Below are 22,607 nucleotides of genomic sequence, written 5' to 3' on the forward strand. Positions count from 1 at the left end.
GGAGTTCGATCCGCCATGGATTTCTTGCCAGCACCTTTGCGCGGCGTCCTCGCCTCGCTGCTTTTGGCGCTCAATACAGTGGTGTGCTGTACCCCGCTGTTTATCGTCGCGATCTTCAAGCTGTGCCTGCCCTTCCCCGCCGCCCAGCGCTTCACCGACTGGCTGATGAGTCACATTCATGAGGCCTGGATCAGCAATAACAAAGGCTGGATGAACCTGCTCGGCGGCACACGCTGGCACCTCAGCGGCCTGCGGGGGCTTGACTATCAGCACTCTTACCTGGTGACCAGCAACCACCAGAGCTGGGTCGATATCATGGTGCTGCAATACGTGCTCAATCGCCGCATCCGCCCGCTGAAATTCTTCCTCAAGCAAGAGCTGATCTGGGTGCCGGTGATCGGTCTCGCGTGGTGGGCTCTGGGCTTTCCGTTCATGAAGCGTTACTCCAAGGCCTATCTGGAAAAACATCCGGAAAAGAAAGGCAAGGACCTGGAAACCACTCGCCGCACCTGCGACAAGTTCCGTCATAACCCGGTAGGCATCTTCAACTTCGCCGAGGGCACGCGCTTTACCCCCGGCAAGCATGCGCAGCAGAAATCAACGTTCCGCTACTTGCTCAAGCCCAAAGCCGGCGGCATTGCGTTCGTACTGGATGCCATGGGCGATCAGCTGGAGTCGATCATCAACGTCACCATCCACTATCCAAATGGACGCTCCGGTTACTGGGACCTGCTGTGCGGCAAGGTCAATGAAGTGGTCGTGCATTTCGAAGAAGTGCAGATTCCTGCGCAATTCATCGGCAAGAGCTACGACCAGGACGAGGCCTACCGCCTGGAATTCCAGCAGTGGATCAACCGGCTGTGGGAAGAGAAGGACCAATTGCTGGGGCAGTTGCACCAACAGTATCCAAAGAAGGGTTGATGCAAAGCTGCGGGGGCGAATATGTGGGAGAATTCATTCGCGAATAGGCAGCATACCCATGAAATGTACCCGCCCCTTTCGCGGATAAATCCGCTCCCACATCAAGCTGCATGAGGCCTGCAGGCATTATTGCTGTTGGTATTGCTGCCCTGGAATCGGCTTCAGATTGACCTCTACCCGACGATTCTGCGCCCGGCCGTTGACGTCGGCGTTACTGGCAATCGGCTGATCGGGGCCGGCGCCGCGCACTGACAGGTGAGTGCCGTCGACGCCCTGGGAGGTCAGGTAAGTTGCAACGCTCTGGGCGCGCTGAACCGACAGATCCATGTTGTGCTGACGGCTGCCGGTGCTATCGGTGTAACCGACGATTTCAATGTTGTTCTGATTGAACTGGCGCAGCGATCCCGCGAGGTTATTCAGCGGCGAATAGAAGCTGCTGGCAATGGCCGAGGAGTCGGTGGCAAAGGTGATATTGCCGGGCATGATCAGTTTGATCTGGTCGCCCTGACGCTGCACTTCGACGCCGGTATTGGCCATGCTGGCACGCAATGCAGCTTCCTGCTTGTCAGCGTAATAGCCGTAACCGGCAGCACCGGCACCCACCACTGCAGCGCCGATCAGGGCGCCCTTGCCGCGGTTGTTGTGGTCGATCGCGGCACCGGCAATGGCACCCGCCAGCGCACCCAGACCACCATACTTGGCGGTTTTGCTCATGCCTGGGGAGTTTTGCGCCTGGCCCTGATTGTCGTAAGGATTAGGCGATGCGCAGCCGGATAGCAGGGCAACAGCGGTAGCAACAACAATCAAATGACGCGAAGTAAAAAACATGTACGGCTCCTGACTCTACTGGCACAGGGCTAGCGCCCAATACCGGAATTAGAGCATTGAAGCCGTCAAAAATTCCTTAACACCACCTGAACGATTCCCTACGCGCGGATGAAAGGATTTTCACGCATCTCGTCGCCCAATCGCGTGTCAGGACCATGCCCTGCCACCACGGTCGCATCTTCATCAAGGGTATACAGGCGCTGCTTAATCGAGCGCACAATGGTCGCCTGATCCCCGCCCCACAAATCGGTCCGCCCGACCCCGCGACGAAACAGCGTGTCCCCGGCAATCAACAATTTGGCCTCGGCAAACCAGAAACTCATCGACCCTGGCGTATGCCCCGGTGTATGAATCGCCACGCCGCAACCACAGGCCAGCTCTTCGTCATCGGCCAGCCAGCGGTCCGGGGACGGCACGGGGACATAAGGCACGCGAAACATCTGACATTGCATTTCGAGGTTGTCCCACAGGAATTGATCCTCCTTGTGCAGATGCAGCGTCGCCCCGGTCTTCTCCTTCAGTTGCCCCGATGCCAGGAAGTGATCCAGGTGCGCATGGGTATGAATGATGCTCACTACCTTCAACCCCAACGCCTCCAGCCGCGCGAGGATCAACTCATGATTGCCGCCCGGATCGACCACAATGGCCTGTTTGGTAACGGGGTCGCCGATGATGGTGCAGTTGCACTGCAAAGGGCCGACGGGGAAGGTTTCGCGGATCAGGGTGGGCTTTATAGGGTTCATCAGATGTCCTGGGGCAACTTTTTTTGCGATTCAGAAGCGAAGATTGACGCCAACTGCCCTGACCTTTCAAGGCGCAGTATGATCAAAACACTGTTCACTGCCCGCCAAAGGACCCGCCATGCAAGACAGCCCGATCCGTATCACCGCCGAAGAAACCCTCTCGGACAACTGGTACCTGCTGAAGAAATACAGCTTCGACCTGCGCCGCCGCGATGGCAGTTGGCAAGCGCAGACGCGGGAGGTGTATGACCGTGGCAACGGCGCGACGATCCTGCTGTATAACCTGGAGCAGCGCACGGTACTGCTGATCCGGCAGTTTCGCATGCCGACATTCGTCAACGGCCACAGCGGCTATCTGATCGAGTCCGCCGCAGGACTGCTGGACAACGCCAGCCCAGAAGAACGCATCCGCCTTGAGGCCGAAGAGGAAACCGGTTACCGGATCGGCGCCATCGAGAAGATTTTCGAGGCGTTCATGAGCCCGGGCTCCGTCACCGAGCGCATCCACTTCTTCATCGGCCAGTACCAACCGGGCGATCGCATCAATAGCGGTGGCGGTCTGGCCGAGGAAGGCGAGGATATCGAAGTGCTGGAGTTGGGTTTCGACGAAGCCATCGCCATGATTGGCAGGGGCGATATTGTCGATGGCAAGACCATCATGCTGCTGCAATATCTGCAACTACGGCTGATCAATCACGCTCATGGAGGCTGAAGCCTCAACTTGCTCTTGAGCCAAACAGTTCACCAGGCCGCTACGGAGTTTGTTGTAACCTCAACCGTAGCGGCAACGCGATCAAGACCGCGTCTTATTTAAACTGAAAACATCGCTATTGCCGGACAGCTATAACATCAATAATTTGACGTCAAAACAGATACATTATTAAACACTTGATTTTGATAAAAAATAAATACCTACATCGCTTCACTTATCGCTATAAAACTTCGTGTTTTTTTCACATACCGCCGCTTATACTGGCACTACGCAACCAGTGCCGCGGGCTTGGCTTTCAAGGTGGAACCATATGGCGATAGGACATTTTCACATCGCTTATCACTCAGTGCATAGCCCAATGATTGCAGTACTGGTTGCCAGTCAGTCAACACGTTCAGCGAGCATGCAGTCATGCTAAAAAAAATCCGCGTCTCCGAACTTGCTCTGGGTATGTATATCCACGAATTTTGCCGCCCATGGGGAAATGATCCGTTCTGGATAAAGCACGTTGAAGTTGAACTGCAAGATATTGAAGTACTTAAGCTTATTCAACAATCCACTACCACAGAAGTATGGATTGATACCGCCCGGGGCAAACGCCCTGATGAGTGCTGCGGCTCGCAGGACGGACTGCAGGGCGATGACGTAGTTGATACCGAACCGACCACGCTGGACGAAGAAATCAACCGCGCTCAGGAGATCTGCAACAAGGCCAAGACGGCGGTCATGGGCATGTTCACTGACGCGCGCATGGGCAGGGCAATGGACATGGAAGATGTGGCCTTCCTGGTTGGGGAAATTTCCAACTCGATCATGCGCCATCCCCACGCCTTGATCAGTCTGTCGCGCCTGAAGAACTCCGACGAGTACACCTACATGCATTCAGTCGCGGTATGCGCCCTGATGATTGCCCTGGCCAGACGCATGGGCATGAGTGAGAATCAGGTACGCGAAGCAGGTGCCGCCGGGCTGCTGCATGACGTCGGCAAAATGATGATTCCGATAGAAATCCTCAACAAGCCGGGTAGCCTGACCCGGGAGGAATTCGTGGCGATGAAGAAACATCCCGAAGAGGGCCTGAAAATCCTTCAGGAAAATCGCCATGTCATCCCGTCAGTGATGGACGTCTGCCTGCACCATCACGAAAAAGTCGACGGTTCCGGTTACCCCCACGGGCTTGCAGGGGAAGAAATCAGCCTGCTGTCACGCATGGGCGCGGTCTGCGACGTGTACGACGCGGTGACCTCCGAGCGCCCCTATAAAAAGGGCTGGGGCGCGGCGCATTCGATTCGTGAGATGGCGACCTGGAAAGGTCACTTCGATGAGAAGGTCTTCCAGAGCTTCGTCAAAACGGTGGGGATCTACCCGGTCGGCGCACTGGTGCGGCTGGAAAGCGGTCGCCTGGGCGTGGTGGTCGAGCAGAATGACACCTCGCTGTTGCTGCCCAAGGTCAAAGTATTCATGTCGGCGCTGACCCGCAAGCAACTGGAACCCAAGGTGATCAACCTGGCCAGCCAGTACGATCGCGATCCGATTGTGCGCATCGAGTCTCCTGATGATTGGGGTATCAGCAACATCGACGAGATCTGGTGCAAGAAAAAGCTTTGATCCTCATGGAATGATCGCAAGGCAAGGATGCTTTACCCCCTCCCCATAGGCCATCCACTTGCAGTTCGGTATCACTTGACCCGCAACCAATGCGGTTCCCGGGCCGGATCACGCAGTCGATAAAACTCGCTCAGGTCGTTACTGGTCAAGTAGGGGCTGGGGGCAAGCGGCTGTGCTTCGCTATGCAGACGCAAGAAGCGCCCCTGATGCAATTCCGCAATATGGCACGGCAACGGGCTGTGACCATTGCGCAGGGAAAATTTCAGTTGCCCCAGCACGGTGTCCTCGGCGTGTTCACAGAGATAACGACGAAGGCCCACCGGCTCATCGCTGCCCAAATGCTGCAGGGCACGCGCTAACAGATGCATCGCGACGTAGCTGCTGACGTAGTAATGGGAGCAGGCGACCGCGCCGTGCAATTGTTGTTGATGCACGCAGAAAGCCAGGTCGACGTCCTCGAAAAAAGTCCCGGAAGACAATAAGCGCAGGCAGCGCAGCTCGCCAATGGCATCCGCTTCGGCTTCGCTCAGGCTGCAACTGAGTACCGGAAAACTCAGGCCATTCGCCTGACAGGCCTGATCCAGCTGCCGCAGAAAAGCGCTGGCTGAATCACCGAGTAAATTGTTGAGGATGAACGAAGGGCGTTCAGCGATGATTTTTGCCACGACGTCGCCGAATTGGGTCGCGCCCAGGCTGGCGCATTGTTCGAACACCACCTCGGCGCAGGCAGCATTCATTGCCTCGACGGCAATGCGATTGTATTCCCATCCCCAGATGGAGTTGGCGCCCAGCAATACTCCCCGTTTGCCGAAGTGCTCCAGGGCATAGCGCAGCAACGGCAACAGAGTCTGGTTCGGGCAGGCACCGAGATAGATCACTCGCTCGCTGCTCTCAAAGCCCTCGTAGGGGCTGCCGTACCAGAGCAGGCCATCACGACGCTCAAGGGCGCCCATGATTTCCTTGCGCCCGGCCGAAGTCGTGCCACCGAAGATATGCCGCACACCATCCTGCAGTAACGCCTGGGCGCCCTGGCGATAGCGATGCAGAAAACCCTGGGGATTGAATGCGTGGGCACGCAGGGAGAAGTCAAGTTGCGGATCATTGTTGATTTCGGCCAAGGCCTGCTGAGCGCCGGACAGAGCCGCGAGCCCAAGGCGCTTGTAGCCGCCATCAGTGGAAAACAGTAAGCCTACGTCGAAGGTGCAGCGCATATGATCGACTCCAGAAAAACCTGACGATTGCAGCCCGGTCAGGTTTTGCTTAACGATGGCAATCCGTGCAGGAAAATCATTCGCTTACCCCAGAGACACTAGCTCATGCGCTAAAGGTTGGCGTGGAAAATTTGCCTGTTCGCGTAGGAAAATTGCGATCGCTCTGTCAGCCCAGCAAACCCATTTCCTGGGCGCGCGCCACGGCCTGGGTACGTCGCTCGACGCCAAGCTTGCTGTTGATGTGACTGGCGTGGGTTTTAACGGTATGCAGAGAAATAAACAGCTGTTCGCTGATCTCCTGATTCGAGCAACCCTGGGCAATCAGTTGCAGCACTGACAGCTCCCGGGCACTGAGGTTATCCGCCTGGTCACCGATTTCCCGGGTTGCCGCCAGGGTAACCGGCAACCGTTGCATCAGGGCATCGCGCACCGGACAAGGCGCCCGCACCAGCAGCATTTCTTTCACCCACAGGGGATGGCGCTCGATCAGTTCCTCGAAGGGTGACAAGGTTCCGCCCATGGCGGCCTGCAGGCATTGGCTGAACAGATCCCGGGCCAGGCCTTCGTCGGGAGTGCCCATCAGCGAAAGGATCTGCTGATTCAGGACGATCAGGCGCATCAGTTGGCTGTCGGCCTTTTGCGCGCACAGTTCCAAGGCTTGCAGGCGTTCGACCGAGGCCTGGTTTTTACCTTGAATACGCTCAAGCACGGCGCGCTGCACGTCAATGAGATACGGCAGATGCGGCAAGCATTCGGGCGCGGTGGCCGCCTGTTCGCCGCTGTAGGTCTGCGCCAGACGTACCAGCCACGCCTCGGCCAGGTCGATGCGATCCTGGGCCAGCCATAGCTCGCATTTGACCAGTGTGATCATCGCCAGGTAGTAGATCGGCGGCACATCCCAGATATGCATCAGGCGCTCGGCTTCACCCAGCTCGGCAAAGGCCGCAGCAAAGCGCCCGGCCCGGCCTTCGAGCCCGGCGATCACACAATGGGCAATCAACACGCTGATATCGCGACAGGCCCGGGCTTCACTCAGCCCCGCCAACAGGCGCTCGCGACCGGCTTCGGTTTGCAGGCGCGTGGTCAGCAGATAGCCTTCGTAACAGTTCAGCCGCGCGCGAATGGCGTACAGGCGTTGCGCCGACAAGCCTTTGAGACGTTGCAGCCCCTGGCGGACTTCCTCAAGGGCACGCAGCGTCTCGCCCCTGGCCTGCAACACCCGGGCACGGTCGTAGTGGGCCAGGGCTTCAAACAGCGGATTGGCCACGCGCTGGGCCAGTTCCAGAGCATCGCGGTTCAACGCCCTCGCCCGCCACAGATCGCCTTCGGTTACCGCCAGATTGGCCAGGGTCGACAGGCACATCAAGCGTTGGCCGTAACGCAGGTTGGGCAGACTGGACAGGGCTTCACTGCAATAACGCTGCGCCTTGTCCCGCTCGCCACGTCCACGGGCAATGATCCCGCTCAGGGCCAGCCACTGCGCCAGCATGGACTTCTGCGCGGTAGCCGATGGCGCGGGCAGGAAGCGGCTCAAGTGTGCGCTCAGCTCTTCAGCAGCATCGAGCTGGCAGGCCAGACCCAGGGCCCAGGAATAGAGCACGATCAGCCGTGGTGTGCTGATCAGCAGGCTGTCAGGCAAGTCCATCTTCCAGCGCAGCAGCAGGCCGATATTCTGCTCAGCCAGCAGTTTTTCTTCCGACAGGTTCTGCACCAGATTCGCCGCAACATCCACATGTCCGGCACGCAAGGCCTGCTCCACTGCCTCGTCGAGCAATCCTTGTTCACTGAACCAGCGACAGGCGTTCAGATGCAGGCGGCGTTGCTGTGGCCCTACCGTCTGAGTCGCCCGCGCCCGCAGCAGGTCGGAGAACAAATGGTGATAGCGGAACCAGCGACCGTGCTCATCCAGTGGCACGAGAAACACTTGATGGGCCTGCAAATAGCCGAGCATCGACACACTATCGTGGCTGTCCCGGGCGGCGTTGCACAGTTCGGCGCAAAAGCGTTCGAGGCACGCGGTTTCATAAAGGAAGGCCTGCACATCGGTGGGCAGGCAATCGATGACTTCTTCAAGCAGATAGTCGCGGATCAGCGCCTCGCCACCATGCAGCGCCTGGGGCAAGGTGTTGTCCCCCGCCTCGGATGCGGCCAATAACCAGAAGCGCAGCCCGGCCACCCAACCTTCGCTGCGCTGGATCAGGGTGTGTAGCGCTTCGCCGTTGAGGGCGCTGCCCTGTTGATCGAGCACCGCCAGGGATTCGGCGTGGGTCAGGCGCAGGTCTTGCTCATTGAGTTCGAGCAATTGCCGGGACAGGCGCAAGCGTGCCAGGTGCCAGTCCGGTCGCTGGCGGCTGGTGACCATCACCACCAGTCCACTCGGCAAATGATTGAGGAAGAATTGCAGGCAGCGGTCCAGCACCGGGCCTTGCGCCAGATGGTAGTCATCAAGCACCAATAAAACCGGGCTGCCGGGAATCAGGTGCAGCGCCAGTTCGTCCAGCAAACCGTCGAGCCATTCTTCGAAGGCGAAGGGCTGATGACGCTGACGCATTTTCAACAGGCCCAGGGCCTGGCCACCCAATTGCGGAAAGAATTGTTGCAGACCGGCCAGCAGGCGTTCGAGGAAACGGCCCGGATCACTGTCGCGTTGACTCAAACCCAGCCACAGGCTCTGCCATTGTCGCGGCAGGTTTTCGCAGAACTCCACGGCCAGCGAACTTTTGCCAAATCCCGCCGGAGCACTGACCAGCAGCAGGCGCCCGGACAATCCGGCGTGCAGCCGTTCGCACAACCGGGCACGGGCAACATAGCCGTCCGGCAGCGGGGGTCGAAAGAATCGCCCTTCCAACGCGGGTATCACGCTGTCTGCGAATCCTTGCAAACGGGACAAATCACTCATAGCCGGCTCTTGTTATTCGAAAGTGCTATTTATCGGCGTTGCGGATGTCCCGAGACTAGCGGTTAAGCAAGGGGTTTTGTAGGCGGTTTCCTAAAAGTCTGTAACAAAATCCCCACAATCATCGAAAAGAATATACGGCCATAGCCGAGCGCATACACAAACGCCCCGACGAGTCGGGGCGTTTGTGTGGAGTTCAACGCGCAGTAGCTGTGATCAACGGCGCACTTTCAACGATGTATCAACTGTCAGCGCACCCCCTCCTGACGCAGGGAGTTGGGCTGGAAGTCGCTGATGGTGGCGGTAAAACCGAAGTCATAAGCGCGCTTCTCTTCGTTCTTCATGCCCAGTGCCAGGTAACGGCCAGACTGCAGGTCGTAGATGGCTTCCAGGGCGTACCACGGGACTTGCTTGTCGTAGTAGTTCTCGGCGTAGGCCTCGGATACACGCCACAGCTGGTTGCGACCGTCGTACTGATCGATCACCGCTGCCTGCCAGGTGTCTTCGTCGATGAAGAAGTCACGCTTGGCGTAGATATGACGCTGACCTTCCTTCAGGGTCGCAGTCACGTGCCAGACACGACGCAACTCATAGCGCGCCAGGTCCTGATTGAGGTGACCGGCCTTGATGATATCGGTGTACTTCAGTTTCGGATCGTCGAGCTTGTAGCTGTTGGAGGCAATGTACATCTCTTGCTTGCCGATCAGTTTCCAGTCGTAGCGATCCGGGGCACCGTTGTACATGTCCAGGTTGTCGGAGGTCCGCAGGCCATCCGCCGCAGTACCCGGCCCGTCATAGGACACTTGCGGGGCGCGGCGTACGCGGCGCTGACCGGCGTTGTAGACCCACGCAGCCCGTGGCTCTTTCACCTGGTCGAGGGTTTCGTGCACCAGCAGCACGCTGCCAGCCAGACGCGACGGTGCGGTCACTTCCTGCTTGAAGTAGAACAGGATGTTGCCGGGGTTTTTCGGATCGAAGTCTTTCATCTTGTCACGGAAGACGAACGAGTCACTGAAATACACAGGGTTGAACGAACCGTTGGTCTGTGGCGTAGCCTGGGTTACCAGGCGGCTGACGCTACCGCCACGATAACGGGTGATGTGGTTCCAGATGACTTCGGTACCGTCCTTCGGGATCGGGAAGGGTACGGCAGTTTCGAAGTTTTCCAGACCGTTGCCACCGCCCACCAGGTTGGTGTTGGTGGCGTTGCGCTTGATCGCCGCGAACACATCGGCAGGCACGGTGGCGCCGCGATGGGACGGATAGACCGGCATCTTGAAGGTGTCCGGATAACGCTTGAACATCGCGTATTGGCCCGGTGCCAGCTTGTCCTTGTACTTGTCGACGTTCTGCGCAGTGATGATGAACAGCGGTTGCTCACTGGCGTACGGATTGGCGAGGAAGCCTTTGCTGTCCACCGCACCGGCGTTGGCCGGCATCGGGCTCCAGGCCGGGATCGACTTGTCGGCGTTGCCGGCCATTTCCGCGCCCATCGGGGTCAGAGTGGTACCCAGTTTTGCTGCGTCACTGGCAGAGACTGCCGCCATCACACCTGTCGCCAGCAGAGACAGACTCAATACGCCTACTTGTAACAGGCTCTTTGTTGTTTTCATTTTCATATGTCGTCCTGAAAAAGCCGTGTTCTTAGAAGTTCATGCCAACGCTGAGCGCAACGAAGTCGCGGTCATCCACGGTGGTGTATTTGCCATCGAAGAAGTTGGTGTAGGAAAGGCTCGCGGTATAGGTGTTCTGGTATTCGGCATCCAGACCCAGGCTGATCGCCTTGCGACCTTCCTCGAAGTTGCCGCCAGGACCTGGCGAGTAACCCTTCACATCATGGGACCAGGCCACGCTTGGCTTAAGGTTTACACCGGCGAAGACGCTGTTGTAGTCCCAGATCGCCCGGGCGCGATAACCCCAGGAATCGGTGGTGGTGAAGCCGTCGTTTTCGCAGTAGCGGCTGAGGTTGTTCTGCGCCGCGCCTGTCAGGGTGCTGGCGTTGAGCGTGGTGCACTGACCATTCGGCAATGGGCCAGGGCCGTAGCTCGGATCACGGCCGTACCGCAACTTCGAAGTGCTTTCCAGGCCCCCGACGTGGGTCCAGCCCACCTCGCCCACCATGGTCAGACGCTCGGCACCCATCACCTGATCAAAGAAGTGGGTGAAGGTGGTTTGCATCTGGCTGACTTCTTTGCGGCGATAGCCTTTCTGATCCTCGCCTGGACGGCCTTGCAGCAGTGAAACGCTAGGGTTCAGCGGGCTCAGGCCGGAATAGAGGATGTCCGTGGTATTGAGCTGTACCGGTGCGTTCGGACGGTAGCTGAACTCACCGCTCCACGCCGTACCGGTAGGCAGGGTGGTGGAGAAGCTCAGGCCATACAGATGGATGTCTTCAGGGTATTCGACGTAGTAGCTGGAGTTGGCCGCTACCACGACTGGCAGCAGGGTCGGCGCCAGGGCCGTCGCGGTTCCCTGTGGAATGCCGTTGCGCACCAGCGAACCGACCAGACCGGAAGCGCTGTAGGCACTGGCCGGGCCGCCTTTGCCGCTGAAAATCGGCGCACGGCTATGGTAGTTCATGGCATAGGCACCGAATTCGGTGTCCAGCGGCTCGAAGTTGTAGTGGAACGCGACGCCGAACTGGCCGCTGTCGCGGGCATCGCGATCCGGGCCGCGCTTGACGATAGCGCCCTCGTCCGGGTTGCCAAAATTCACGCCTTGCTGGCCCAGGGAATTGAGCACGGCACCACGCGCCGTGGCAGGCAGGCCGGCTGCCGTCAGGGAGCTGTTCAGGCCGCTGCGGCTGCGCAGTACCGCCAGATTGTTCTTGCAACCGTCGGAGATCACGTCAGGCTGCGAGAAGAACGTACCGCAGTTGTCGGTAACGGTCTGGTCCCACTCCAGCTGGTAGAAACCTTCAGCGGAGAGGTTCTGGGTCAGGCTTTGCGACAGGTAGAACATGTTGACCGGAATCAAGCCTTCCTTGATTTCCGCGCCAGGGCGACGGAACGCAGCCACGTCGACCGGGTTGATGCTGTTGATACCGCCCTGGATGAAGGTACTTTCACCCCAGCTGACGACCTGCTTACCAAAACGTACCGACCCCGGCTCGTCGCCGATGGAGTAGTTGTGGTAGACGAAGGCGTCGAGGATCTGCCCGCCAGACGACTTGGCGCCCTCTTTGCGGTTGGAATTGCTGATGTCCTTGAATTCGCGGCTCTCGTCCTGGAGCTCGAAGTCATACCAGTACTTGCCCCGGATAAACACGCCGGTATCACCGTACTTCAGCTCGAGATCGTGAATGCCCTTGAAGATCTTCGAGAAGGTTTCGCCGCTCTTGAAGTTCAGGTGGCCGTCATCGGAAGTCTGCGACAGGCCGTGGCCGCCGTTGTTGGAACCGATGAGGTTTTTGTTCGGGCTTTGCGTGGACCAACTGGCGCCCAGCGACAGCGACGAGTCAAAATTACCCTCGATTTCCCCGATGTTGAATGAGATGCCGAACGCGGGACCTGCGAGCGTGGAAGCGAGGCTGACGGCCAAAGGCAGTTTCGCCCGGCGCCAGAACTGGTTTGTTGATGTCATCGACGCTACTCCATGTGCTTTTATTTTTATGGCAGTCAGTACTTGCAGAGCGCCCCGGCTTTCAATTTCTGCTCCTGCCGGGTACGTCCCGCGTCTCGCAGCCTAAGGAGGCCGCCATACAAGCGCGGGTCGTTTAACGTTCTGGTTGTCCTGTGCCGACTATAGCCAGCAGGCTGAACTGCTTGATCCCTCTAAAGTGTGATTTGCAGCGTGAAAACCGTCTGGAATGGCTATTTGCCCTGTATTTCCAACAGGTGCAGGGAGGATGGCTTAATTTTCTGATTTGGCAAGGGAAGCGCCCGCCAGAGCGGCCCGCCGTACGGCAGGAGCTCGGCGGGCCAGGGCTTAGAGCGTGGAGAGAAAGGCGCTGTTAGTGCTTTGCCATTCGATGATGTCCAGGCGGATGCGCTTCTTGTCGAGCTTGCCTACGCTGGTCTTGGGAATTTCAGTAACAAGGGCAATCTGGTGGGGGATCGCCCATTTATTGATATGCCCCAACTCAACGAAAGGCTTGAGGTGCTCCTTCAAGTCCCGGGCATCGATAGTCTGTCCCTCATGGGCGACCAGCAGCGCAAAAGGTCGCTCGCCCCATTGCGGATCGGCAATACCCACCACGGCCACCTCGCGCACCGCCGGATGGCGACTGCACAGGTCTTCCAGGGCCAGGGAAGAAATCCATTCACCGCCGGTCTTGATCACATCCTTGATGCGGTCGCGGATATCGATAAAGCCCATGCTATCCAAGGTTGCGACGTCTCCAGTGTGCAGCCAGCCACCTTTCCAGAGTTCGGCGCCCTTTTCCGGCTCGCGGTAATAACCTTCGGTCAGCCACGGGGCGCGCAGGACCAGTTCGCCCTGGGACTCGCCGTCGGCCGGGAGGAAGTTGCCCTGCTCGTCGACCACCGCCGCTTCGACCAGCATGCCCGGCACGCCTGCCTTGATGCGGTAACTGATGCGCTCGTCTTCGGTGCCCGCCATCAACTCGTCGTTCAAGTGCGCCACCGACACCAGCGGCCCGGTTTCCGACATGCCATAAGCCGCCGTCAACTGGATACCCTTGGCCTTGGCCGCTTCGTACAACGAACGATTGAGGGAACTGCCGCCGATAATGATCTTCCAGCCGCCAAAATCGACGTCCTTGGCGGCCTTGGCATTGAGCACCATCTGCATGATGGTCGGCACGCAATGGGAGAAGGTCACCTTCTCCTTGCGCCACAATTCCACCAACAGTTCCGGGTCATAACGGCCGGGATAGACCTGCTTGAGACCGAGCATGGTCGCCGCATACGGCACGCCCCAGGCATGCACATGGAACATCGGCGTGATCGGCATGTAGACGTCGTTGGTGCCGAGCAGGCGCACGCTGTCGATACAGCCCATGATCGCCGCCACGCCCATGGTGTGCAGCACCAGCTGCCGATGGCTGAAGTACACGCCCTTGGGATTGCCCGTGGTACCGGTGGTGTAGAACGTCGTGGCGACGGAGTTCTCGTCGAAATCCTCGAAGTCGTATTCCGGGCTCGCCGCCGCCAGCAGGGTCTCGTACTCGCCGACCAGATTGGGCAGCTCGGCGGTCTTCTCCGGCAAATCGGTCAGCAGCAAGGTCTTCTCCACCGTGGTCAGATTCGCGGCAATCGCTTGATACAGCCCGACGAAATCGCTGTTGACCAATACAAAGCGGTCTTCAGCGTGATTCATGGTGTAGAGGATCTGCTCCGCAGACAGGCGCACGTTGACCTTGTGCACCACCGCGCCAATCATCGGGATGGCAAACATGCATTCCAGGTAACGGTGGCTGTCCCAATCCATGACCGCCACGGTATCCCCGGCCTTGACCCCGGCATTGGTCAACACATTGGCCAGACGCGCAACGCGCTCGACCAGGGTCGGATAGGTGTAGCGCAATTGATCCCTGTAGACGATTTCGCGTGTCTTTTCGTAGCGACTGCCGGACATCAATAGCCGTTTGATCAACAGAGGGTATTGGTAGGCGCCATCAGCGGGCGGAATAACGCGAGTCTGCAACATAAGAATCCCTTTTCGTGGTGCACAGGCTTGGCCGAAAAAATATGCACTCTAGAGCCCTCGCCCGCCAGCCAAATCAGCCGAAGGGATGATTTGTTGGACAAACGTACGTAGGAATTCTGGCGTCAGGGCCGCTCGAAAGGGCGGAAATGGCGTGAAGGGCAGTAACATTGAAACCTGTAGGACCGGCTTTAGCCGCGAGAGCGCTCTCCCGGCTGAAGCCGGCCCCACGGTTTCGTGAGATTTAATGCGCCTCGGTCAACGCCAATTTCACGCCAATGACAATCAACACCCCGCCCATGGCCCGATCGAACCAGTGCCCCATGCGGGCAAACCCGGCGCGTACGCGCTCCTGGCTGAACAGCCGCGCCACCAGACAGAACCACAGGGCGGTGGCCAGGGCCAGATAGACGCCATAACCGGCCTGCACCACCAGTGGTGTGTGCGGGTTGATGACTACGGTGAACAGCGACAGGAAGAACAGCGTCGCCTTGGGGTTCAGGCCGTTGGTGATGAAGCCGCTGGTGAAGGCGCCCCGGGCAGTGCGTACGCCGGTGGCGATATCGACCGGTGCGTCAGAAGCACTGGCGGGTTTGGCGCGCAGGGCTTTTATGCCGATGTACAACAGATATGCGGCAGCCGCCCATTTCAAGGCGTTGAACAGCACGATAGATTGCGAAACGATCAGGCCGATCCCCAGCAGCGAATAGCCGACATGCAGGAAGATCGCGGTGCCGACGCCCATGGCGGTCCAGGTGCCTGCTTTACGCCCATGAGTAACGCTTTCGCGCACGACTACGGCAAAATCGGGGCCGGGGCTGGCGACAGCAAGCAGGTGAATCAAGGCAACAGTGAGAAACTCCGCCCAGTACATAAGGCCTCCAGGGTCATGGCGATTACAAAAGTTGAAACAATCTACGCCTTCCCCTTTCTTTGAAAAAGGTACAGCTGATGAGTAATCAAGCAAAAGCAGTTTTCCTCGACTACACCTCCCTGGACCTGGGCGACCTTGATCTGGGCGCGCTGCGTGCCTGTTTCAGCGACCTGCAACTCTATGCCAGTACCACGTCGGATCAGGTGATCGAACGCCTGCAAGGCGTGCAGGTAGTGATCAGTAACAAGATCATGATCAACGCCGCGACCTTTGCCGCGTGCCCGGACCTGAAACTGGTGCTGATCACCGCCACCGGTACTAACAATGTCGACCTGGCTGCCGCCCGGGAACATGGCGTTACCGTCTGTAACTGCCAGGGCTATGGCACACCGTCGGTAGCCCAGCACACCCTGTTGCTGTTACTGGCACTGGCCACGTCCCTGCCGGACTATCAGCGCGCCGTGCAGCAAGGTCAGTGGCAGAAATCGAAGCAGTTCTGCCTGCTGGACTTCCCCATCGTCGAACTGGAAGGCAAAACCCTTGGCCTGCTCGGTCATGGCGAACTGGGCGGCGCGGTGGCGAAACTCGCCGAAGCCTTCGGCATGCGCGTGCTGCTCGGGCAGATTCCCGGCCGCCCTGCCCGCCCGGATCGCCTGCCTTTGGCCGAGCTGCTGCCACAGATCGACGCCCTGACCCTGCACTGCCCGTTGAACGAGCACACCCGCGACATGATCGATGCCCACGCCCTGAGCCTGCTCAAGCCCGGCGCCTTTATCGTCAATACCGCTCGAGGCGGGCTGATCAATGAACAGGCCCTGGCCGACGCCCTGCGCAGCGGACACCTGGGTGGCGCGGCCTCCGACGTGCTGACAGTCGAACCGCCAGTGGCCGGCAATCCACTACTGGCCGACGATATTCCACGCCTGATCATCACTCCTCACAGCGCCTGGGGCGCCCGCGAGGCAAGACAGCGCATCGTCAGCCAGGTGACCGAGAATACCCAGGCGTTTTTTGCTGGCAAGGAGCTGCGAGTGGTCAGCTGACAACGCTATCGCGACAAACACAAAACCTGTGGGAGCGAGGCTTGCCCGCGAAGAGGCCGGTACATCCGATAGAGCTGTAGGGCCTGAGAGATAGCCTTCGCGGGCAAGCCTCGCTCCTACAGCGCCCGTCTGAAATCCGCGGACACCGACAACCCTGCTAAACTGCGCCCCTTTTTCCAGGAGCCCGTCATGGACCCGCGCAGTGAAGTGTTACTCCGTCAGGCCGAGCTGTTTCAGGGCTCGCTGCTGCTGACCGGGCTGCCCGCCGACGATCTGTTGGGCAAGCTGCCGAATGCCCGTGGCTGGTGCTGGCATGCTGGCGATCAAGCAGCGCTTGATGCGCGCTTCCCGGAACGCACGCACTTTGGCGTCAACGCGCCTGAGCACAGCTTCGACGCCGCAGTGCTGTTCCTGCCCAAGGCTCGGGACCTGACCGACTACCTGCTCAACGCCCTCGCCTCACGCCTGGCCGGTCGCGAGCTGTTCCTGGTCGGCGAAAAGCGCTCCGGCATCGAAGCCGCAGCCCGCCAGTTAAGCCCCTTCGGCCGTGCCCGCAAGCTCGACAGCGCCCGCCATTGCCAGCTCTGGCAAGTCACCGTGGAAGACGCGCCCCAGGCCGTGGAACTGGAAAGCCTGGCACAGCGCTACCCCATCGAGATGGAAGACGGCCCCCTGACCGTGATCAGCCTGCCCGGCGTCTTCAGCCATGGCCGCCTGGATCGTGGTTCGGCGTTGCTCCTGCAAAACCTCGACAAGCTGCCAAGCGGCCACCTGCTGGATTTCGGCTGTGGTGCGGGTGTCCTGGGCGCGGCAATCAAGCGGCGTTACCCGCATAACAGCGTGACCATGCTCGATGTCGACGCCTTCGCCACTGCCAGCAGTCGCCTGACCCTGGCGGCAAATGGTCTCGAAGCCGAGGTGATTACCGGTGATGGCATCGACGCCGCGCCGATGGGCCTGGACACTATCCTGACCAATCCGCCGTTCCATGTCGGGGTGCACACGGATTATCAGGCGACGGAAAACTTGCTGCGAAAAGCCCGCCAACATCTGAAAAATGGCGGCGTTCTTCGGCTAGTAGCCAATAGTTTCCTGCGCTACCAACCGCTGATCGAGGAGCATCTGGGCCCCTGCGTGACCAAGGCTGAAGGCAATGGTTTTCGCGTTTACAATGCCAAACGCAAGTGAAATAAGTGCTTGCTCAATGGCATTGAGGTAGGCAAAATCCGCTCCGTCCTAGGGGAGTAGTCTCCCACGAGCCCAGCGCTCGTCCGGTACGCATCAACATACTTGGTCCTCAGACCATGGTGCGTACGACCCGGAATCTACTTAGATAGATCCGAGGTTTGACAAGACCTATGACACGCACACCTTACCCGGGGCGGGAAGGCTGTACGTGTCATAGCCGTGTCGACCCGCCCCTTAGGAACCCTGATGCTGGAATCCCTGTTGGTCCCCACCGGTATTGTTGCGCTTGCCGAGATCGGTGACAAAACCCAACTGCTTGCTCTCATTCTTGCCGCTCGCTTCCGCAAGCCCTGGCCAATCATCGCCGGCATTATTGCCGCGACCCTGGCCAATCACGCTGCCGCCGGCGCCGTGGGCGCCTGGTTCAGTGGATTCGTTTCCGACGCCGCATTGCACTGGATCCTCGCCGCCAGCTTCACCGCGACAGCGCTGTGGACCCTGGTGCCGGACAAAATGGACGACGACGAAGCCAGTACCAAACGTCAGTTCGGCCCGTTCATGACCACCCTGATCACCTTCTTCATCGCGGAAATCGGCGACAAGACGCAGATCGCCACGGTCATGCTCGCAGCTCAGTACACCGGCCACCTGTTCATGGTGATCATGGGCACGACCCTGGGTATGTTACTGGCCAACGTTCCAGTGGTGCTGGCCGGTAATTTCGCCGCCGAGAAACTTCCGCTGACGCTGATTCGCCGCCTGGCTGCCTGTTCGTTCTTCGTCCTGGCCATAGTCGCGGTGTACAACGCCATGCAGGTCAGTGGCTGGGTGTAACGACGACGGATCGCGTCGTTGCGACGCGATCCGCCTTTGCGGGGGTCAGGACTTCGGTGCCTGTTGATACAACGGCATGACCTTGGGAATGGCTGCCTGCAACGAAGCAATACGATTTTGTGAAGCCGGGTGCGTACTCATGAACTCAGGCGGTGAACCGCCGGACTTCTGGGTCATTTTCTGCCACAGGGTGATGGCGGCGTTAGGGTCATAACCGGCCCGCGCCGACAGTTCAAGGCCGATCAGGTCGGCTTCGTTTTCATTGCTGCGACTGTTGGGCAGGGTCAGGCTGTAATTGACCACGGTATCGGCCAATTTCAGGCTGTCCTCGCCCATACCCAGCAGCGCCCCGGCACCCTGCCGGGCCATGGCCACACCGTAGGCCTTGGACATGGCTTCACGACCATGCTCACGCAGGGCGTGGGCGATTTCATGACCCATCACCGCAGCGATTTCATCGTCGGTCAGTTGCAAGGTATCGATCAGGCCGCTGTAGACAATGATCTTGCCGCCCGGCCCGCAGTTGGCGTTCAGCTCGTCACTCTTGATCAGGTTCACTTCCCACTGCCACTGCGCCGCATCCGGCCTCAGCTTCGGCGCCTGGGCGATCAAGCGATTGGCAATGGTCTGTACACGCTTGGCTTCGGCACTGTTCTTGTCCAGCACACCTTTGGTGCCCGCCTCACTCACCGTTTCGGTGTAGGACTTGGCATACATCTCGTTGACCTCCTGGGTCGAGAGCATGCTGAACATGTATTGCTTGCGCTCGACACCCACGGCATCGCCCTGGGTGGTATTGACTGCCTGGCAACCGCCGAGCAGCAACCCCGCGCTGAGCGCACTCAAGATAAATAGCTGACGCATGGTGATGCTCCCTGGAAACATGTTCATTAGTCTGCTGTTTTACCAATACGTTCTCGCCCGGCGTGCTTCAAGACCCCAACGGCGTCAAACATTCTGGTGCATTCAATTTAGGATCGTTGACCAGATTGGCCAACGGCCGCTCACGCAAGGCTATTTGTGGGCTGGCGAGCAGACTGAGCAACGCAGGTTGCGAGGCCTCTGCATCAAGCCAGGTCTTTTGCCCGGCGCTGTCGAGAATAAGAGGACGGCGCTGGGTCGCTGCCGCCTGAGTCACCACCGCAACACTCAGATAAACATGTTCCTGCACCGGATACGCCTCCCAGATCGCCGCAAAGAACAGCGCCGAGCCCTCCCCTGGCGTCAGCCAGAACGGTCGTTTGCGCACGCTGCCACGCCACTCATAAAAGCCATTGGCCGGCAGCAGGCAACGGCGCTGACGAAAGGCATCGCGAAACATCGGCTGCTCGGCCAGGGTTTCGGCGCGGGCATGGGCCGGGGTGCGGGACAGGTCGGTCAGCCAGGCCGGAGTCAGCCCCCAACGCGCCCGCGCCAGCTCGACATCACCGGGTGCCTCGGGGTTGGCGCGCATCATCAGCACGCTGTCGGCGGGGGAGATATTCCACTGCGCTCGCTGATCGCCAGGAAAGCCGGGCAAGGCCGCAAAGGCGGGCGTCCATCGAAACAGGGCATAACGTCCACACATGGGGCAATCGGACTCGTTCTTGCGGGTGGGTTAACAGACCAATACGTCGGGAAAGACATCCGGCTCGTCGCCGTTAAATGGCGACGCACCATTGTACGCAGTGATCAGCGCCCGTGCCCGCTCGGCCTGATCGTTGTCGACGCTGATACCCAGCAGGCCGAACACCGGCAGCTCGCCGATCCCGCCCAGCAGGTGACGGCCGGTCAGATGGGCCTCGACGCCCTCGCTGGCCAGCATCGCCTGTAGCAACTCGCCTTCCATGAGGTTTTCCGGCTCGTAGATTTTCTGCATCACTCGTTCTCGCTGCGTACGTCCAGATTCCAGTCCTCGCCATCGGTTTGCAGGTCGAACACGATAGGTCGGCAGCACACCGGGCAATCCTCGATGTACTGCTGGTCGCCGCCGGACAGATCCAGCACCGCTTCTACCGGTTCGCCGCAATAAGGGCAGTCATAAGCCTGTATTTCCTGCATCGGGGCCTCCGGGGTGAGTTGTGCGTATAATCGCGGGCTGTTCAGGGGTCATTTGTTTCAATTTAAGACGACAATATCTTTAAAGCCCCGGTTTTCCATTCAGCCATTTCCAACAAGAGAACATGATGGGCGAATTTGATGCCATCCGACCGTACGACGACACCGAAGTAGCCGCTGTCCTGGCGCGCTTGCTCGGTGACAAAGCATTTCTCGCTATCCTCACGCATTTCCGCTTCCCGCGCCTGTCGGGAAGTCTGGGCTGGCTGCTGCAACCGGTCATCGCCCATCGCCTGCGTCGCGAATTCGCCGGGATCGACTCGGTCGCCGCCCTGCAGGACAAGGTCGAGGCCTACGTCGATCACACCATCGAACGGGCAACTGACGGTGTGACCTACACCGGCGTCGAGCAGTTCAAGTCCGGGGTGGCCTACCTGTTTCTGGCCAACCACCGCGATATCGTCATGGACCCGGCGTTCGTCAATTACGCCGTGTATCACGCCGGACTGCCGACGCCGCGCATCGCCATCGGCGACAACCTGCTGCAAAAGCCCTTCGTCAGCGATCTGATGCGCCTGAACAAGAGCTTTATCGTGCACCGTTCGATTGCCGGGCGGCGGGAAAAGATGGCGGCTTATCAGCTGCTCTCGGCTTATATCAACCACTCGATCCGCAACGATTGCGCCTCGATCTGGATCGCCCAGGCCGAAGGCCGGGCCAAGGACGGCGACGACCGTACCGAGTCGGCAATCCTCAAGATGTTCCATATGAGCCGCAAGGACGAGCCGTTTGGCGAGGTGATTCGCTCGCTGAACCTGACGCCCGTTTCGATCAGCTACGAATATGATCCCTGCGACCAGGCCAAGGCCCGGGAGCTATACATCCGCGCTACCACCGGCAGCTACACCAAGGCACCGGGCGAAGATGACGTCAGCATTGCCTTGGGCATTACCGGCTATAAAGGCCGGGTCCATATCAATTTTGCCCCGCCGATCAGCGAAGTGTTTGAAGACACCAAACAGCTGGCCATTGAAATGGATCGGCAGATTCTCGGCGGCTATCGCTTGTTCCCCGTGCATTACCTGGCCTATGCGCAGTGGGCGGATGCCGACGCGAGCCTGAACGTGCCGCAGGCCGATGAGGTGTTCGCCGCTGATGAACTGGCCAAGGCCAGGGAAGAATGGCAACGCCGTCTTGAGGGCTGCCCGGTGGAACATCGCCCTTACCTGATCCTGCAATACGCGACGCCTGTACGTAATCAGTATCGGATCAAGGCGGGGTTGGCGCTTTAGTACGCCTTGCAGACTGCCGCGCCTCTCGCAGGAGAGGCTTTAGTCGCGAGGACGCTCTCCCGACTAAAGCCGGTCCTACAGATCAACCATGCAACTGCGTACTCAGCCACGACGTCAACAATGCCAACCCCAGGCAGGCAAAACCGACGCGGTAGCACAAGCGGTTCATCCGCAGGCTCGCCACATCCATCAGATACATCGGCTCGTCGAATGGCGCCTGCTCAGTCAGGGCCGCAAGATGGTCCAGTTCGCGCTGCTCCCTGTTTCGGGTAACCAGCAGCAACCAGATGCCCGGCGCAGCAGCCACCAGGGCGAGCAGATTGAGAATGATGGCGGGGGTGAAAGGAAGGGACGACATGCGGGCCTCGGTGGCGCCGCTTTGCACAGACGCCGGAATTCAGATTGATCTACCCGGCCAATTTAACGTTCGTCACCTTAACGTAACCTGAATCGGGCACGGTATCGATCCTCAAGGATGCACCTGACTTTCCGGAGTTCCCGATGCTGCATGCAACCAACCAGGACCGCCTCTACCTGATCGCCCCCAGCGATGAACAGCAGGCGCTGGTCGACGCCCTCTCCTTCAATATTCAGGATCGTCATTGGCTGGTGTACTGCGCCATCGGCGGCCATCAGCATCACGACCTGCCGGAGATGGATCAAGAGACTGGATTCAGTTTTCTCGATTTCTATCAGCAAGCCGCCTGAATGTGAATCCAGGGTGGGACCGGCTTTAGCCGGGAAAGGATCGGTACATCCGCCAAATTTCCTTAACAGGGAATGACGCCTTCCCGGCTAAAGCCGGTCCCACAA

At 59.2% G+C, this 22,607-nt stretch carries 21 protein-coding genes and 1 riboswitch; of the genes, 8 read left to right on the forward strand and 13 right to left on the reverse strand.

Going from position 1 to position 22,607, the window contains the following annotated elements; translation table 11 throughout:
* Positions 1-15 precede the first annotated feature (15 nt).
* A complete protein-coding gene (locus AC1Z24_RS26280) occupies positions 16-921 on the forward strand; it encodes an acyltransferase (protein WP_483743318.1) in 906 nt (301 codons plus the stop codon).
* Between the two features lie 126 nt (positions 922-1,047).
* On the opposite strand, the gene AC1Z24_RS26285 is transcribed toward AC1Z24_RS26280, so the two are convergent.
* Both AC1Z24_RS26285 and AC1Z24_RS26290 read right to left on the reverse strand, forming a co-directional pair.
* The gene (locus AC1Z24_RS26285; protein ID WP_483743319.1) at positions 1,048-1,749 is read right to left on the reverse strand and encodes a YiaD family glycine zipper/OmpA-like lipoprotein; all 702 of its coding nucleotides are present in this window, start codon (positions 1,747-1,749) and stop codon (positions 1,048-1,050) included.
* Positions 1,750-1,847: 98 nt separating this feature from the next.
* The gene (locus AC1Z24_RS26290) at positions 1,848-2,492 is read right to left on the reverse strand and encodes an MBL fold metallo-hydrolase (protein WP_483743320.1); all 645 of its coding nucleotides are present in this window, start codon (positions 2,490-2,492) and stop codon (positions 1,848-1,850) included.
* A gap of 118 nt (positions 2,493-2,610) precedes the next feature.
* Here AC1Z24_RS26290 and AC1Z24_RS26295 point away from each other — a divergent pair, with 118 nt between their 5' ends.
* Positions 2,611-3,204, forward strand: a complete 594-nt coding sequence (locus tag AC1Z24_RS26295) for a GDP-mannose pyrophosphatase (RefSeq protein WP_483743321.1) — start codon at positions 2,611-2,613, stop codon at positions 3,202-3,204.
* 411 nt (positions 3,205-3,615) lie between these two features.
* Complete coding sequence (locus AC1Z24_RS26300) at positions 3,616-4,812, forward strand: cyclic di-GMP phosphodiesterase (RefSeq protein ID WP_483743322.1); 1,197 nt, start codon at positions 3,616-3,618, stop codon at positions 4,810-4,812.
* 71 nt (positions 4,813-4,883) lie between these two features.
* Here AC1Z24_RS26300 and AC1Z24_RS26305 read toward each other — a convergent pair whose 3' ends face one another.
* The 6 genes from AC1Z24_RS26305 to AC1Z24_RS26330 form a co-directional block, all read right to left on the reverse strand.
* Positions 4,884-6,023: a transporter substrate-binding protein gene (locus AC1Z24_RS26305; protein ID WP_483743323.1), complete on the reverse strand. Its 1,140-nt coding sequence runs from the start codon at positions 6,021-6,023 to the stop codon at positions 4,884-4,886.
* A 166-nt stretch (positions 6,024-6,189) separates the two neighbouring features.
* On the reverse strand, positions 6,190-8,922 hold the full coding sequence (locus AC1Z24_RS26310; protein WP_483743324.1) for a winged helix-turn-helix domain-containing protein: 2,733 nt from the start codon (positions 8,920-8,922) through the stop codon (positions 6,190-6,192).
* 245 nt (positions 8,923-9,167) lie between these two features.
* Positions 9,168-10,532 (reverse strand): DUF1329 domain-containing protein, encoded by a 1,365-nt coding sequence (locus AC1Z24_RS26315; RefSeq protein ID WP_483743325.1) that lies wholly within the window; start codon positions 10,530-10,532, stop codon positions 9,168-9,170.
* A 31-nt stretch (positions 10,533-10,563) separates the two neighbouring features.
* Positions 10,564-12,501: a DUF1302 domain-containing protein gene (locus AC1Z24_RS26320; RefSeq protein WP_483743326.1), complete on the reverse strand. Its 1,938-nt coding sequence runs from the start codon at positions 12,499-12,501 to the stop codon at positions 10,564-10,566.
* Positions 12,502-12,846: 345 nt separating this feature from the next.
* Positions 12,847-14,529: a fatty acid--CoA ligase gene (locus AC1Z24_RS26325; RefSeq protein ID WP_483743327.1), complete on the reverse strand. Its 1,683-nt coding sequence runs from the start codon at positions 14,527-14,529 to the stop codon at positions 12,847-12,849.
* A gap of 241 nt (positions 14,530-14,770) precedes the next feature.
* Positions 14,771-15,400 (reverse strand): LysE family translocator, encoded by a 630-nt coding sequence (locus AC1Z24_RS26330; RefSeq protein ID WP_483743328.1) that lies wholly within the window; start codon positions 15,398-15,400, stop codon positions 14,771-14,773.
* A gap of 77 nt (positions 15,401-15,477) precedes the next feature.
* On the opposite strand from AC1Z24_RS26330, the gene AC1Z24_RS26335 reads away from it, so the two are divergent.
* From AC1Z24_RS26335 to AC1Z24_RS26345, 3 genes are all read left to right on the forward strand, one after another.
* A complete protein-coding gene (locus AC1Z24_RS26335; protein WP_483743329.1) occupies positions 15,478-16,443 on the forward strand; it encodes a 2-hydroxyacid dehydrogenase in 966 nt (321 codons plus the stop codon).
* A 189-nt stretch (positions 16,444-16,632) separates the two neighbouring features.
* Positions 16,633-17,631 carry a methyltransferase gene (locus tag AC1Z24_RS26340; protein ID WP_483743330.1) on the forward strand — a complete coding sequence of 333 codons (999 nt, stop codon included), beginning with the start codon at positions 16,633-16,635 and terminating at the stop codon, positions 17,629-17,631.
* 38 nt (positions 17,632-17,669) lie between these two features.
* Positions 17,670-17,790, forward strand: a riboswitch (yybP-ykoY riboswitch).
* 87 nt (positions 17,791-17,877) lie between these two features.
* On the forward strand, positions 17,878-18,465 hold the full coding sequence (locus tag AC1Z24_RS26345; RefSeq protein WP_259107194.1) for a TMEM165/GDT1 family protein: 588 nt from the start codon (positions 17,878-17,880) through the stop codon (positions 18,463-18,465).
* A gap of 45 nt (positions 18,466-18,510) precedes the next feature.
* On the opposite strand, the gene AC1Z24_RS26350 is transcribed toward AC1Z24_RS26345, so the two are convergent.
* The 4 genes from AC1Z24_RS26350 to AC1Z24_RS26365 form a co-directional block, all read right to left on the reverse strand.
* A complete protein-coding gene (locus tag AC1Z24_RS26350) occupies positions 18,511-19,329 on the reverse strand; it encodes a M48 family metallopeptidase (RefSeq protein ID WP_483743331.1) in 819 nt (272 codons plus the stop codon).
* A gap of 67 nt (positions 19,330-19,396) precedes the next feature.
* Positions 19,397-20,032, reverse strand: coding sequence for an SOS response-associated peptidase (locus AC1Z24_RS26355; protein ID WP_483743332.1), 636 nt, complete (start codon positions 20,030-20,032; stop codon positions 19,397-19,399).
* A 30-nt stretch (positions 20,033-20,062) separates the two neighbouring features.
* A complete protein-coding gene (locus tag AC1Z24_RS26360) occupies positions 20,063-20,323 on the reverse strand; it encodes a putative signal transducing protein (protein ID WP_483743333.1) in 261 nt (86 codons plus the stop codon).
* Positions 20,323-20,505 (reverse strand): CPXCG motif-containing cysteine-rich protein, encoded by a 183-nt coding sequence (locus AC1Z24_RS26365; RefSeq protein ID WP_259107184.1) that lies wholly within the window; start codon positions 20,503-20,505, stop codon positions 20,323-20,325. The genes AC1Z24_RS26360 and AC1Z24_RS26365 overlap by 1 nt, the downstream gene beginning before the upstream one ends.
* A gap of 122 nt (positions 20,506-20,627) precedes the next feature.
* On the opposite strand from AC1Z24_RS26365, the gene AC1Z24_RS26370 reads away from it, so the two are divergent.
* On the forward strand, positions 20,628-21,794 hold the full coding sequence (locus tag AC1Z24_RS26370) for a 1-acyl-sn-glycerol-3-phosphate acyltransferase (RefSeq protein WP_483743334.1): 1,167 nt from the start codon (positions 20,628-20,630) through the stop codon (positions 21,792-21,794).
* An 82-nt stretch (positions 21,795-21,876) separates the two neighbouring features.
* On the opposite strand, the gene AC1Z24_RS26375 is transcribed toward AC1Z24_RS26370, so the two are convergent.
* Complete coding sequence (locus tag AC1Z24_RS26375) at positions 21,877-22,152, reverse strand: hypothetical protein (RefSeq protein WP_483743335.1); 276 nt, start codon at positions 22,150-22,152, stop codon at positions 21,877-21,879.
* Positions 22,153-22,295: 143 nt separating this feature from the next.
* Between AC1Z24_RS26375 and AC1Z24_RS26380 the strand changes: the two genes are divergently transcribed.
* A complete protein-coding gene (locus AC1Z24_RS26380) occupies positions 22,296-22,502 on the forward strand; it encodes a hypothetical protein (protein WP_259107175.1) in 207 nt (68 codons plus the stop codon).
* The last annotated feature ends 105 nt before the right edge of the window (positions 22,503-22,607 follow it).

Source organism: Pseudomonas sp. JL23 (genome assembly GCF_056933585.1).

Excerpts from the sequence above, each read along its gene's own strand:
- AC1Z24_RS26280 (WP_483743318.1), top strand. The coding sequence starts at position 16 with ATGGATTTCTTGCCAGCACCTTTGCGCGGCGTCCTCGCCTCGCTGCTT.
- AC1Z24_RS26285 (WP_483743319.1), bottom strand. The coding sequence starts at position 1,749 with ATGTTTTTTACTTCGCGTCATTTGATTGTTGTTGCTACCGCTGTTGCC.
- AC1Z24_RS26290 (WP_483743320.1), bottom strand. The coding sequence starts at position 2,492 with ATGAACCCTATAAAGCCCACCCTGATCCGCGAAACCTTCCCCGTCGGC.
- AC1Z24_RS26295 (WP_483743321.1), top strand. The coding sequence starts at position 2,611 with ATGCAAGACAGCCCGATCCGTATCACCGCCGAAGAAACCCTCTCGGAC.
- AC1Z24_RS26300 (WP_483743322.1), top strand. The coding sequence starts at position 3,616 with ATGCTAAAAAAAATCCGCGTCTCCGAACTTGCTCTGGGTATGTATATC.
- AC1Z24_RS26305 (WP_483743323.1), bottom strand. The coding sequence starts at position 6,023 with ATGCGCTGCACCTTCGACGTAGGCTTACTGTTTTCCACTGATGGCGGC.
- AC1Z24_RS26310 (WP_483743324.1), bottom strand. The coding sequence starts at position 8,922 with ATGAGTGATTTGTCCCGTTTGCAAGGATTCGCAGACAGCGTGATACCC.
- AC1Z24_RS26315 (WP_483743325.1), bottom strand. The coding sequence starts at position 10,532 with ATGAAAACAACAAAGAGCCTGTTACAAGTAGGCGTATTGAGTCTGTCT.
- AC1Z24_RS26320 (WP_483743326.1), bottom strand. The coding sequence starts at position 12,501 with ATGACATCAACAAACCAGTTCTGGCGCCGGGCGAAACTGCCTTTGGCC.
- AC1Z24_RS26325 (WP_483743327.1), bottom strand. The coding sequence starts at position 14,529 with ATGTTGCAGACTCGCGTTATTCCGCCCGCTGATGGCGCCTACCAATAC.
- AC1Z24_RS26330 (WP_483743328.1), bottom strand. The coding sequence starts at position 15,400 with ATGTACTGGGCGGAGTTTCTCACTGTTGCCTTGATTCACCTGCTTGCT.
- AC1Z24_RS26335 (WP_483743329.1), top strand. The coding sequence starts at position 15,478 with ATGAGTAATCAAGCAAAAGCAGTTTTCCTCGACTACACCTCCCTGGAC.
- AC1Z24_RS26340 (WP_483743330.1), top strand. The coding sequence starts at position 16,633 with ATGGACCCGCGCAGTGAAGTGTTACTCCGTCAGGCCGAGCTGTTTCAG.
- AC1Z24_RS26345 (WP_259107194.1), top strand. The coding sequence starts at position 17,878 with ATGCTGGAATCCCTGTTGGTCCCCACCGGTATTGTTGCGCTTGCCGAG.
- AC1Z24_RS26350 (WP_483743331.1), bottom strand. The coding sequence starts at position 19,329 with ATGCGTCAGCTATTTATCTTGAGTGCGCTCAGCGCGGGGTTGCTGCTC.
- AC1Z24_RS26355 (WP_483743332.1), bottom strand. The coding sequence starts at position 20,032 with ATGTGTGGACGTTATGCCCTGTTTCGATGGACGCCCGCCTTTGCGGCC.
- AC1Z24_RS26360 (WP_483743333.1), bottom strand. The coding sequence starts at position 20,323 with ATGCAGAAAATCTACGAGCCGGAAAACCTCATGGAAGGCGAGTTGCTA.
- AC1Z24_RS26365 (WP_259107184.1), bottom strand. The coding sequence starts at position 20,505 with ATGCAGGAAATACAGGCTTATGACTGCCCTTATTGCGGCGAACCGGTA.
- AC1Z24_RS26370 (WP_483743334.1), top strand. The coding sequence starts at position 20,628 with ATGATGGGCGAATTTGATGCCATCCGACCGTACGACGACACCGAAGTA.
- AC1Z24_RS26375 (WP_483743335.1), bottom strand. The coding sequence starts at position 22,152 with ATGTCGTCCCTTCCTTTCACCCCCGCCATCATTCTCAATCTGCTCGCC.
- AC1Z24_RS26380 (WP_259107175.1), top strand. The coding sequence starts at position 22,296 with ATGCTGCATGCAACCAACCAGGACCGCCTCTACCTGATCGCCCCCAGC.